This window comes from Verrucomicrobiia bacterium (assembly GCA_035946615.1).
Classification (GTDB): Bacteria; Verrucomicrobiota; Verrucomicrobiia; order Limisphaerales; family UBA8199; genus DASYZB01.
Genome location: DASYZB010000046.1, coordinates 18,845 through 31,725, shown reverse-complemented (window position 1 = coordinate 31,725; position 12,881 = coordinate 18,845). Strand labels below are relative to the sequence as shown.

9 protein-coding genes are annotated in these 12,881 nt (G+C 58.4%); all 9 read right to left on the bottom strand.

Annotated features, from left to right (window positions below):
• Positions 1-64: 64 nt before the first annotated feature.
• A complete protein-coding gene (locus VG146_07135; protein HEV2392122.1) occupies positions 65-289 on the bottom strand; it encodes a hypothetical protein in 225 nt (74 codons plus the stop codon).
• A gap of 67 nt (positions 290-356) precedes the next feature.
• Complete coding sequence (locus tag VG146_07130) at positions 357-2,168, bottom strand: hypothetical protein (protein HEV2392121.1); 1,812 nt, start codon at positions 2,166-2,168, stop codon at positions 357-359.
• Between the two features lie 209 nt (positions 2,169-2,377).
• Entirely contained in the window at positions 2,378-4,453 is a 2,076-nt protein-coding gene (gene ccsA / locus VG146_07125) for a cytochrome c biogenesis protein CcsA (protein HEV2392120.1), read from the bottom strand.
• Between the two features lie 8 nt (positions 4,454-4,461).
• Positions 4,462-5,871, bottom strand: coding sequence for a cytochrome c biogenesis protein ResB (locus VG146_07120; GenBank protein ID HEV2392119.1), 1,410 nt, complete (start codon positions 5,869-5,871; stop codon positions 4,462-4,464).
• Between the two features lies 1 nt (position 5,872).
• Positions 5,873-6,976, bottom strand: coding sequence for a hypothetical protein (locus VG146_07115; protein HEV2392118.1), 1,104 nt, complete (start codon positions 6,974-6,976; stop codon positions 5,873-5,875).
• 410 nt (positions 6,977-7,386) lie between these two features.
• Positions 7,387-9,450 (bottom strand): DUF2961 domain-containing protein, encoded by a 2,064-nt coding sequence (locus VG146_07110; protein ID HEV2392117.1) that lies wholly within the window; start codon positions 9,448-9,450, stop codon positions 7,387-7,389.
• 8 nt (positions 9,451-9,458) lie between these two features.
• Positions 9,459-10,436 carry a substrate-binding domain-containing protein gene (locus VG146_07105; protein HEV2392116.1) on the bottom strand — a complete coding sequence of 326 codons (978 nt, stop codon included), beginning with the start codon at positions 10,434-10,436 and terminating at the stop codon, positions 9,459-9,461.
• A gap of 119 nt (positions 10,437-10,555) precedes the next feature.
• Positions 10,556-11,515 carry a hypothetical protein gene (locus VG146_07100; protein ID HEV2392115.1) on the bottom strand — a complete coding sequence of 320 codons (960 nt, stop codon included), beginning with the start codon at positions 11,513-11,515 and terminating at the stop codon, positions 10,556-10,558.
• A gap of 80 nt (positions 11,516-11,595) precedes the next feature.
• Positions 11,596-12,573 carry a hypothetical protein gene (locus tag VG146_07095; protein ID HEV2392114.1) on the bottom strand — a complete coding sequence of 326 codons (978 nt, stop codon included), beginning with the start codon at positions 12,571-12,573 and terminating at the stop codon, positions 11,596-11,598.
• Positions 12,574-12,881 lie beyond the last annotated feature (308 nt).

Below are 12,881 nucleotides of genomic sequence, written 5' to 3'. Positions count from 1 at the left end.
CCAGTCACCAGTTCTGGTGACAGCCGGGAGCGGGGTTTTACCAGGGTATGCAGACAAGAGGGAATTAAACCGATGGATAACGCTTTGTGTGCATCTCTTGAAGTCTCTGGCATTTGCCCTTGAGCTGAAATACGCGGTCGTAATAAATCACTGCCCCGCAGGCGGGGTGTTCTTCGGCTAATGTTTCCAGCCGGGAAAGGGCTTGGTCGCAAAGCCCCACCATATATCCCCAACGCGCGGCCACGCGTTCGAGATTCTCTTCTCTCCGGACGGTCATTTTGTGCATCATCAACAACTCGCTTTCCAGTGCTTTTGCTTCCCTGTGAAATGGCGCGCACAAATCGGCCGCGATGGAATTAATCCGACGAACAAGCAGGCATCAAAACCGGCGGGGCTTGGCCTGGGTTTCTGGAGGCTTGTTCGCGAAACGAAGTATGGAGCCTTTTTCGGGACCATAAGACGAAGCCCACATCTTTGGCTGTGGCCAAGACAGTGCCTGCGACCGCGCTAATGAGGGGCCACCAGGCAAACCACCAGCCTGGCGGACCGGAGAATCCCCTGAATAAGGAGGTCAACAGAATCCCGATTAACATCGAAGTCGCAAAGGCGATGATAAACCACGGGATGACCTGAACAAAAAGTATCGTTTTTAATGTGGCCAGATTGGCGCTCTTTGAAGTCAGGCCCATCCACAAGCCGCACCAGACCAGCGCCCACACATTGGCTGCGGTCCGCAGCGCGGCTGCTGCGGGGGCCACCACGAGGGCTATTTTCTGCGCACCCGTTTTCATTCGAGGAAAAGTTGACGAAATGGCGTTGGTTGGCGCCCCAACACTAAAGGTAAACGTCGTGGTAACCCTGCCGGTCTGGTTCGTGGACACGCGGGCTTGGTTCGTTGTCGCAGTGCTTATGGCGGAGCCGGCTTGGGTGGTGAGCCGCAGCATGGAAAGCTGGGCCAACGTGGCGCCGGTTACATACACTCCAACCAGGAGCAGGACGGGCAAACCAAACATCCGAAGCAGCGCGCGCCATTGTCCACGCACGATCTGTCGTTCGTCGAGAGGCGAGACCAGCAGTAACTCGAGCAACCCGCTTCGCCGCGCTTCCACCAGGAAGCGGCAGGCCAGCGAGGCCGCGCATAGATACAGCAGCAGCGTGAAGAACCCGCCTGTATAGTTCCATAGAATCCAGGATTCCATCTTCGGATGCTTGAAAAGGATGAAAGCAAGACTGCCGACAACCAACAGCGCGATGCCCCATAAACCGAGCGATTGCCAGCGTTCCCGGCCAGCGAGCCAGGCCATCGGATCAGATTCCATTATAGTCCGGGAGCGTTTCTCGCGGCGTTTTCTGCCCCCGTACTTCCAGGCGTAAGCCAATCCGCCGGCAATGCCCGCACCGGCCCGCTTTCGCTCCTGCCAGGTGTATGGGACCACAATGCAAGTTGCGGCAAACATGCCCCAGGCCAGAAGCTGGCTGATGAGCAGCGTGTCCCAATAAGCCGAGCGTCCCCAGGCGCCCGCAATCTGCAAAAGATAGCACGGGCTGGACAGGCTCCAGAGCGGCGCAAACGTCTGCTTTCGGACCCCGGCGGCAATTCCGTCCGCCATCGGGCCTGCAATCGAGAGCACCAGCAGCACCAACAAGGTGGCTGCCATGGCTTTCTGCGAATCCCGGCTGAGGGCCGAGATGAGCATTCCTGCAGCGAGCGAGATGAACAGGGCATTAACCAGGGCCAGTGAACTTTTCCAATACTGAGCGCCCGTAATTCCACCCATGAGCAACGTCAGGGCGAGAATCGGCAGCACGGCCAAAAGGGCATAGAATGCCCGCAAAGAGGTCGCCATCAACTTGCCGGCCGCCACATCATAACCACGCAGGTCCGTTAGAAACAACAATCCCAGTGTTCCGTCGCGCTTTTCCTCACTGAGGGCATCGGAGGTGAGAAAGAGGCCCGCTGAGAGCCCGGCAAACAAGCCAAGCCAACTGAGAATTGCGAATAGGATGCGGCCCATTTGAGCAGTGCCGGCACGCGCCACGTTGCCCAGGATAAGACAGCCGCCACTGATGACCAAGCCCGTCACGGCTGCCATAACACGCAGCCAGAAGGTGCTGCGCTTGCGCGCCGCGACCCGCAGTTCCCTGCCGGCAATTGGAAGGCAACTCATGGGAGACTCGGTGAAGCCTCGGCGCAGTCATTTTCGAAACTCATATACATGGAGCCGTGGCACAGACTAAGTGAGGGGCCCCTCTCCCCGTGCCCTCTCCCCTTCGGAAGGGGAGAGGGAGGGAACGCATCAGCTAATTAAGGATGTAGTTCATGTTAGGGACCCATCAGGAACCAGGGCATTGCCTGGAACCTGGCTGTTGCTAAATGTTACGCTGCTTGAGGGGCGCGGGAGCCGATGGTTGGAGTGGGGGTGGGTTTGGAGCGAAAGCTGCGCCAGAGGTGAAGCGGTAAAGAGCCGAGGGCGATGAGGGCCAATTGGGTGCCCATGAAAATCATCAGCCATTTGAAGGCGGCGTCCATAAATCCATACGAGTGCAGCCCCACGCCGAGCATATTGACGCCAAACCAGGAGAAGCTCGTGACGATGTTGCCAAAAATGGCCAGGTTCATAATGCCGCGGTCGCGCACGAGGCCGCCCCAGCGTGCATGGAGGATGATGGCGTTCCAGAGGACAATGAGAAGCGCTCCGTTTTCTTTCGGGTCCCAGCCCCAGAACCGGCCCCAGGATTGGTCGGCCCAGATGCCGCCCAGGACCGTGCCCACAAAGCTAAAAAGCGTGGCGAAGCAGACAACGCCATAGACCATTTTACTGAGGGCCTTGCCTAGTTCCATCTCCTTGGGCCGTTTGGCCGCTGAAAGGGCGACTGCGCCTGCTGATGCGGCAGCCCGGGCGTTGCCGGGTCGATTCTGCGCAACCGCTAAAGCCCCGGAGTTTTTGGGCGCGATTTTATTGCGCAAGGCGGGGGTAAATACGCCGAGCAAAATATAGAGGACTGCCAGCAAACCAGCGAAGAAAGTGGAGGCATAGCCCAGGGTGATGACGACCACATGCGTTGCCAGCCAGAAATTGGTATCGAGCACAGCCCGGAGCATCTCCATCGTATCCCCCCCAAGGGCGAGGTTCTGGGCGATTAACAAAGTAACGAACCCGGCCAAAGAAGCCACCAGGCTGCCGATGCCGACCCTGTAGATGCGCTCGATAATGATTCCCAGAACCAAGGTGGCCCAGCCGATGAAAATGGCCGAGGAATAGAGATTGGTGACCGGCGGGCGCCCTTCGAGGACCATCCGGAACACCAAACCAAACGTGTGAACGATTCCAGCGAGAATAACCAGGTAAAATGCCGAACGGCGAAAAGACTCTGATAGATTTGGAGCGACGCTCATCGAGAGGATGGAGGCCAAAGCCAGGAGGAAGGCGCAGATGTAAATAATGATCGCATGAAGGAATGCCTGGACATCATTAAAATAGAACTCTGCCCTGCCTTTTGTCAGCTCATGCGCAAATCCCTTTTTCTGGAGCCAATCTTTGTAACCGTCCACCGCGCTGTTGAACGCCGGGGCATCATTCTGTCCGTATGCGGTTGCCATGGCCGCGTAGTAGGTCATGGCCGGATGCACGCCGTTATTGGTGACGGAGCCCAAGAGGGCAGTGCCGGCATTCTGCCAATTATCGGGGGCGGTGGTCCGCTGGAGAGGCGGCACGATGAGCGGGTAGCCAAAGCGTGCCATCAAGCGGAAATCCTGCAAGGGCTGAGCCACCCGCAGCAGGATGTCTTTATCGAAATTGGTGTTGGTCTCGCTGGCCCGAACCGCCGCCTGGGCCTGTGGAAGGTCCTGGCTGAACTGGGCGAGTTCCTTGGAAAAATCGTCCACCCCTTCGGGCTCGATGGTGACCTTGAGTCTTTGGTAAAGAGTGATGGCATTGGCCAGCTTTAGGACCTGCTTTTGGAACGGCGTCCGTTGCTCGTCATTTTTGACCTCGGCGGCTTTAGCGCTTTGGTCCTCGATTTCACTCAGAAGCGGTTTTAAATCGTTGAAGGTGTAATAGCGCAGGCCGGATTTTTCGAGGCCTTTGTCCTGGAGCTTGAGGTCGCCGAGCAAATCGGGGTTGTGAATGAGGAAGATGGAGCGCGTATCGGCGGTTTCGGGACGGGCAATGACTTCGAGGAGCCAGGCAGAGGCCTTAAGCTTCTTTGGGTGATGCCAGAATTTCCAGGAGGGCACTTCTTCGAGGGGCACGTCACCCGTGCTGCGGATTTGGAGAAGGGAATTGCGCGCCACGGAATCCAACGGTTGCACGCGGCCATTGAGCAGGACAGGCAGCCGGCCAAACTCGCGGACATGGAACTCGCCGTCTTTTTTAGGGAGCACGACGGCGACGATCTCACAGGCAAAGAGCGCGACGAAGCACCAGGGAATGATTTTGAAAGGGAATTTCATAATCGAACTCACGCAGTCTTGCGTTTGAAAGTGAAGCCCAACAGGTGAGTCATAAACTGAATGACGAGTCCCATCCCGACCAGGACGCAAGCCAGATAGGGTGTGAGCCAGCTCGGGTTATGCACCACCTGCAGTTTGGTGCCCTTGTTATCCTCGTGGTCCCAATCGGCCTGGTAATAAGTCTCGCCGTCGTAGCGCAGGGGGCTGTTCATTTTAATGAGCACCTCGCGGCTCTCGCCGGTATCGGGTCGTTGCAACAGGAGCAGGCTGGAGAAATTCTTCGGGATATCGGTGCCGGGATAAATATCATGACGGAACTTCAACAACTTCAGAGTGAAGGGCCTGTAAAAGCGCTGCAAGCGCAGCAGCAGTTCGTAGGTGCGATTGTTATAGGTAAAGGTTTGCGGGTTCTCAAGAAACTCAGAGACAACCCAGGAGCCCAGGGAAGCGCCTTGCGGGGTGAGGACCTCGACGACCGCGCTGCGCACGTCGCGGCGGTCCATTTCGGTTACGTGGGGCAACTCCTTCACAACGACCTCAGAAGCGACGCCCTGGGTGGCCAGAGGCGGAGTTGTATCGCCCGGATTGCGGCGTTCGATGGTTGAATTAGCGAAGAAATCCCGCGTGCGAATGACAAAAGGCAGTTCCGGGTCGCGGATGGTCTTCTTCTTCGCAAGGAGGGGTTGCGGGATGGCCACGACTTTATCGGTGTCCGGGTCGGTAGTATCGATGACGGCCAGTTCCACGAAGCGGGTGGATTCAGAATAGTTTTTTGCCTGGCCTTCGCGCAGATGCAACATGCTTTCGCGGGAAAGGATGTCGGTCCCAAGCTGGCCGAGTAAGAGAAGGATGATCCCGAAATGGACCATCCAAATCCCGGCTTTGTCGCGGCGCAGGGTGAAGCGTTTGAAATGCGAGGCGACCAAGTTAATGAGCAACACGCCGCCTACCAGGTAGCCGCCGGGGAAGACCGGCCACTGCGAGCCGTAATAAATATCGGTGGGGGTCGAAGGGGTCAAAAAGATGTGGCCCATTTCGAGGGTCTTTTTGATAGCCGCCGCCATGGCGGGGCCCGTGACGAAAAAGGAGCGGAAAAACCTATCCTGAACAAGGTACAGGCCCAGCGGGTCCTGGGCCATGGTGCCCAGGAAAATCAGGATCATGCCCAAGGCCAGGCAGACCACCGTGAGACGCAGCGACGTGAAGAAGGTGATGAGCGGATTTAAAAATGGGTCCAAAACCTTCAGCCAGGCGGCCCCGGTCGATTCGTGGTCCTTGCTGGGTGGGGGCACATCGACGGCCAGCGCTTGGGAGCGGGCAACCCGGTTTGGCGCTCCATTCTTTCGGTTGCGAGCGGGAACGGCGCCTGTTGAGGAGGCAACAATCGCAGGCGAGGATGACCTATCGCGCGCAGCCATATCAGTATTTGGCGGTTTGGACCAACTTGGTGAAGGCGTCCTTTTGCTGCTGAACGAGCTGCTCATCGCCCATGAGCTTGTAGAACCAGGTCTGACCGCCTTGCGGAACGATAGCCGCAACCAGGCGCGCCTTTTGACCTGTTCTGGCATCGGTGCCGGTCATATCAATTAAGATGGCTTTGCCGCCGGTAGTGTCAACGGGAGTTGCGAGTTGGTTGATTTCGGATTCACCGAGAGGGGCCAGGCCGAGCTGGCCACGCCATCGGTTGACATTGAGCAACAGGCCCCCGCCTTCGCCGGCAGATTCGCTTACGTTCACTGCGGCGGCCGCGTTGTTGTCGCCTGCTATAGTAAACTTCGCCACGAGGAACTGGCTGGCCGGCGCCTCGTGCCAACCGGCAGGAACTTGCCACGCCGGTTTGGCCTGGGTTGAATCGGGAGAAGGGCTCGCCTGGCCCGAGAGCAGACCCGCGTCGATAGGCGGATGAGAGGCGGGCAGGCTCTCCTGGGCCGTGGCCGCCGGAAAGGCCACGGATTTAAGAAACTCGAGAAAGGCCGGCTTTTGTTGCTCGACCAGTTTGTCGTCACCGATCATTTTGAAAAACCACTCGATGCCATCCCGCGGGAGCATCGCGGCGAGAATTCGCGCCTTGTCCCCCGAACCCGGGGTGTCCCCGGCCTGGTCGTATAGCTTACCGGTCTGGTCGCCGATTTGAACCGACTGCGCCAGCTTGGCGACTTCTTCCTGCGAAACGGGTGGCTGGCCCACCTGACCGCGCCAGCGGTTGACATTATCCACGTCGCTCCCGGCGAATCCCGGCAAGGGAATCACACTCACCTCGGCCTGTTTGCCGCTTTCGCCCGTGACGCGGAAGGAGGCCACGCGCATCTCGCCGGGGGGCATTTCCTGCCAGCCGGAGGGTGTTTTCCACTGCAACCGAGGCGCAGCCTGCGAAGCAGCGGGCATGGCGGCCTGTTGGGCGGCCTGATCATCGGGCTTCTGCGAGTCCTTCGAGACGCGATAGACCTGGATGTCGTTGCGACCGCAGCCGGCGACTACAGCCGCTAAAAGGAAACTTGCCGCAAAAGAACGCAAAGAACGCAAAGATGAGGAAAACAGACACGGACCCCTCTCCCCGGCCCTCTCCCCTTCGGAAGGGGAGCGGGAGAATCCCCAGCTTACGGTTGTAGCGCATGTGGCAGACTCCACTGAATGTCTGCTGTCTTTGGCGTCAAATTCCGGTATTTGCACTTGGCTCCCGAACAAAGAATTCACAGTCATTTTCTACTTTGTTTAGGTAGGGGAAGCAAGTGTTGTTCCGGCAATGACAAGGAATGGTTAGTGTTCGCCAAAAATTGCGGGCTGGTGCCCGGAGTGCGCCGCCTCAGGGTTACTGGGGGAACCGTGGGATAAACTACACACAGAGGGACCCCTTTCCCCAACCCTCTCCCCTACGGGAAGGGAAGAGGGAGAAGCATCGGCAGATTAAAGATGTAGCTCATGCCAGGGACTCCTCAGTAAGGGTTTGAAAGCTTCTCAAGTTTCACGTAATCAAGGCCGAACATAAAATTCTTAATGGCTTTTTCATTGGCGCCGAGGATCTCGACCTTGAGCCGATGCTGTCCGGCGCTCAGCTCGCGCGTTCCCATTGGGAGCACTCCGCTTGGGACAACGCCTGGGTTATAGAGATCGATGGGGTCGCCGAGCTTTTGGTCGTCGAGGTAAAGCTGGACGACAGCGTAGTCGGGGGCTTTGGTGAACTGCATGGCGAGGTTGTACTTGCCGGGCTTGCTGACGGGCAAAGCCAATTCGAGGTGGTCGCCTGGTTTTGCGTGAATCCACCACAGGTGAGAGTCATTACTCCATTGGCCGCCAAAGCCAGTCATATCCTGAGGTTGGGGGTCGCCGCCGGTTTTGGACAGGACCTTGAGGGTTTCGCCTTCGAGTGCGCCGGGGATTTTGGAGGCCTGGGTCTGGATGGGGATGTCATACCCGATGCGTTGATTGAGGGGCACGGGGCGATAGGGGTCGCTCCCACCAGGCGCCAGGTACCAATAAGCCATGGTAGCATAGAGCGTGGGGCGTTGATTGGAGTAGTATTTCTCGATGCAACCCTCGAACGATTTCTGGAAAGGCACACTTTCGGGTATCTCCCAGCGATTGACGGAGATGTGGCCTTTGCTGTTGCCGTCGTTGTGGGTTTGATTGTGATAAGCGTGCTGGAAAGGGCTGGGGTTGCTCCAGGCATAGCCGAAGTAATCCTCCGAGCCGGTGCCGAAGGTCGAGGGGAATTTCTCGCCATCGACAAAAAACTTCTCATCGCCTTCCCCCCACCACCCTCCGCGCGGGTTCCAGATGTGGAGCATGACGCCCACAAAGCGGCCCTGGCCTGTGGTTTTCAGAAGCGGCCAATCGATGGCCCGTTCTTTTTCTGTTGGAAGAAAGGCATCGCGGTGCCACTTGGCATGAAAACGGGCCAGTTGGCGGACGGGGAGTGAGAGCGGGGCATGCTGGAGTTGAAAAGCGATGCGCTGCGGTTTTGCGCCCTCGTTGACCAATTGGATGACAGCGTTTTTGGCGAATGGCATGTACCAGTTGCAGTACCACCAGCCATCGGTGGTCAACCCGAGGGGCAGCGACCGGTACGGGTTGGCGCCTGGCGCAGTCCCAAAGAAATCGCCCAAGGGCGCCCAGACGCTCGGTTCCTTTTCGCCGTCCCACCGGATTTGCAGGACGAGGCTGCGGAGGATGTCGCGGTCTGCAGGGGCTGGGGGCAAATCCAATTTCATGCGGAGGCGGGTGATTGCCTCGGGGCCTTTGAGACGGGCCAGGGTGGCGGTGCCGCCTGGGGACAGGCGCAACGATTTCTCGATAGTTTTTTGGCCGGGGGCGGGCGCCGAGGCGGCGGACCCGCATTGAGTCAGGATGTCGTTTGCCCGGTCCAGGGCTGCCGATTCGTCGGGCGCCAAATCACGCTTGAACGTCGGGACCTGAGTGTGCGGGGGAAAGGTTTCGTAGGTAAAATGGTAATACTGGCCCCAGCCGGGGTCGGCGACGATTTTGCACGAGGTTTGGTATGGGATAGGTGTGTAATTATTCCAGCCGCGTGAGACGGTGTGGACGATGGCGGAGCGGGTAAAGGGCGCGTTGTTGCCATCGAAATAGCCTTTGAAAGGCAGATCGACGGCGGGCTCGGCAGCGCCGTCGAGGTAAATGCGCACGTGGCCTTGGGCGGGTGTGGCAGACCATATCCGCCAGATGCAGCCCGGCCCTTGCATCTCTGCCAGGACGAATTTGCCGTCTTCCTTGCGGATGAATCCGTTGCCGTCGCCGTTGGCGTCCCAGTTCACGTATTTATCGGTGACAGCATCATAGCGGCTTTTGCGATCGTAACTGGACCATTGGCTGCAAAGGTCCCCCTCGGGCGGGAGAGTGGCGAGGCGCTGGAGGTCTGTGAGATGGTCAACCAGATCGACATAGGTCAGCGCGGGTTGGGCTGCGCGGGCTTGCCCGGGACCGGGTGAACAGAGCAGCAGGCAACCGAGGATTGTTGCGGAAAACAGCGATGGGGTTTTCATAATTGTTCTCATTTCAACTCCTGGCCGCCTTGGGCAATGTTTTCTTTATCAAACAGGCGCGACCCCAGGGTGATATGCTTGGGCACGGTTTGGCCTGCGAGGATTTTCAAAGCGGTCTCGATTGCCTCGGCGCCGCCGGTCGGATATTGGAATGTGGCGTCCAGGATGCCCTGCTTCACATACTGCACTCCTTCCTGGGGCAAGGCGTCGATGCCGACGAAAAGCATTTCCTTTTCACGCCCAGCGGCTTTAGCAGCCCTGTAAGCCCCATGCGCCCCGGGGTCATTATGAGCATACACGCAATCGATTTTGGGGAAACGCGACAAGGCCGATTCCATTTCCTGGCGCGCCTCGGGTTCGAGCCATTTCATGTCGGCCTCGAAGATGACATCAATACCAGTGCCGGCGATGGCATCGCGAAAGCCGCTGTCGCGGTCCTGGCCGGGGGTGGAGGTCATGAGGCCCTTGAGTTCGACCAGCTTGCCTTTGCCGCCGAGCTTTTTGACAATCCACTCGCCGGCGGCGTGGCCGATTTTTTTGTTATCGGCGCCGATGAAGCAGGAAAAGTTGGTTCCGATAAGGCTGCGATCGAGGACAATGACAGGGATGCCCGCTGCCATTGCCCGTGCCACCGGCTCGGTCAGGGGCTGGGCTTCTTTGGGGCTGATGATGATTAAATCGACCCCCATGCTGACGAATTCCTCGACATGGGACCGTTGCACGAGCGTATCGTTTCCGGCGTCTTTGAAGACAACCGAGAGGTTGGGATGTTTATCGGCGGCGGCTTTGATTTGGGCGTTCATCTCGACACGCCAGGGCTCGCCCAGGTTGCATTGGCTCATGCCGATGGTGTAGGAGGACTTTGCGGGTTTGGCGGCGCCGGGGGTGGACTGGGCGCTTGACCCGGATTTGCTGCAACTGGTCCACAGGAGAACAGCAAAAGACAGGGTGAAAGGGAGCAGGAGAAGGGAATTAGCACGGCGCATACGGAAGGAATCATTAGCGGGTGAGGGGCTTAAAAGAAAGAGAAACCTGTAGGGCAGGCAGGTAAAGGCCTCCTCTCCCCGGCCCTCTCCTCCAAAGGAGGAGAGGGGGCGGCGATTTTTCAAAGCCCGCTGGAGTGACGCACTGGGACCAGGTCCCCTTGGGCTCTGGGTTGGGCACCGATGGGATCGTCGGCAGAGCTGACGAAGCTGTCGCCACATTTGGGGGGCGCCTTGGGTTTGGGAGTAGAATCGTCTCTGTCTTCCGGGGAGCAAAAGCCGAGGATTTCATCCAGCCTGCGGACAACGGCGAGGGTTTCCTTTTCAGAGAGCTTGCGGTTAGGGTCTTTGAGTGGCTGCATGGCGGCGTGAGCGCGGGCGCAGACATCGCGATATTTTTGGACGAGCATGGTTTCGCGGCTAGCGCGGGCGAGGGCGTTGATGAGGCGGACGAAGGCGAAGGAATCGCCGCCGAGCCTGAGGTCGAGCTGACCTCGGGGATTTTTGAATTTTGATTTTCGATTTTCGATTGCGGAGATGACGTCCGGCTGCTGGGCTTTATCAGCCGCGGGCGAGAGTGCAGTGCCGTTGGTTTCGGGAGCGGGGTGGAGATCGCGGAGGGCTTCGAAGATGTGAAGGGCGCCGAGCTGGAGTGCAGCGTGGTTGAGCTCGGTGGCGTCGAAATCGGCGGAGAGAGCGGACGCCGGCTCCTGCCGGGCGCGGGTGTGGTCGAGCCAGGCTTGTTCCAGGACCCAATCCTTGTAGCCGCCGTCTTTCCAACGGGAGAGGTTCATGACATTGAGCCCTTCGCCCTCCTCGCCCAGGCTTTCGATGATGTGGGGGTAGCTGAGGCCGTCCTGGATCATGGTATTAATTTTATGGCGGAGGGCTTTGGGTAGCCGGGCAATTTTGCCGTTATGACGCCAAGTGGAGAGGGAAGTGTCGTGAGTGGAGGTATTTTGACCGGGCTGACCCGGGTTGGGCGCGGGTTGTGGAGCGGCGAATTGCGGGAATTCAGGGTGGTGAGCCGGAGGCTGGAGTTGCGGTTCGGGTGGGGTGGGGTTTTGATTTTGAGAGTTCATGTGAGTTTTAAAAAAAATAGGCGTTATTTGCCGTTATTTACCGTTATTTAGCGTTATGAACAGCGCGGCATATCGGTGGGTCAGGACCATGGTCCGCGGCCCAGTCGGCGGGAACGGCGGGTAAAATGGCCCAAGAGGCGGTGAGCGATGGGGTGGCCTGGGGGAAGTGAATCGCGGGTGGTTTGGCCGCAACCGGATTTACGGAGGCCCAGAGTGCGGGAGCAGTAGCGGGCGAGGTCGCGGTGGTTGGAGCAGGGGGCGAGGTTGAAGCGGACGGCGGACTGGGCGAGGACATTCCAAAGGTCGGCATAGGACCAGTTATGGAATTTGACCAGAGGCCAGATGGTCATGATGGACTCATCGAGTGGCTCGAAGGGCCGGTGAGGGCCAGGAGTGGCCACGGCAGCGGACGGAGAGGGCGAAGGGGATGGGTGCTGGGGCCGAGCTGCCGCTGGCTTGTGGACATAGGGAGCGACGAGTTGGGGGTCGTCCAACTGGGCGACGCAGGGCTGAGTAGTTGCGAGGGTAGCGAGGCGGCGTATTTCGGGGTCGGGATCAAAGCAAGCGGGTTCAAGAACCCAGAGGATATGGGTATCGACGTGAACAATGGCATCGAGCCAATCGCACATGCGCTGAACGGAGCGGCGCATGAGGGGGAGATCCAGACTGATTTCATCGTAGGGATCGAGAGGGCTGCGACTAAAATAGTTCCCGGAAAGTTCATGTTCGCGGTAAACGGGTACCCAGGCGGCCAGGAGTGGGGTGGAAACCGGATTATCGCACTCGGAGAGGCGGAGGAGGAAATAGAGGAGATCATGAAAGTCCTGATCCTGGATACGGTCGAACAGGGATTGGAAGGCGCGCCAGGCCTGACCGGTTTGCATGGAGCGGTCGGCGGGGTTTGGATACCTGGTGTATTGGTTCATGGCCTCGGTGAGGAGGTCACCTATCCAGAGTTGGAGTCTAAAGGCAGCGAGGTAGAAGATGTCGCGGTGTTTCCGGGCAAGGGCGAAGGCTTGCTCGCTGGAGTTGATGGTTGGGAGATATGGCAGGTTCATAGGGATTAGGTTGGGGAACCCGGTCGCGAAGAGGCGCGGGTTCTGGTTTGGCGTTACAGGCCGTATGCATGGCCGGATTAAGGAGTAGAATTTCTGGTGCCATTTTGTTTAAGGATTGTGATATTGCGGAGAGGGAACGCAGCAAGCAGAAACGGAAAGGCTGAATGCGGAAAAGTGGATGTTGCGCACGCACAAGAAAACTTCGCGAAATTGCAGCGCATGGAGGGCGGAGGCTGGAGATTTGAGGCGTGGGGCGACCTACGAAGTGGAATCGGCGAAACGGCTCGTCGAGCAGCCGCCCTCGTTGT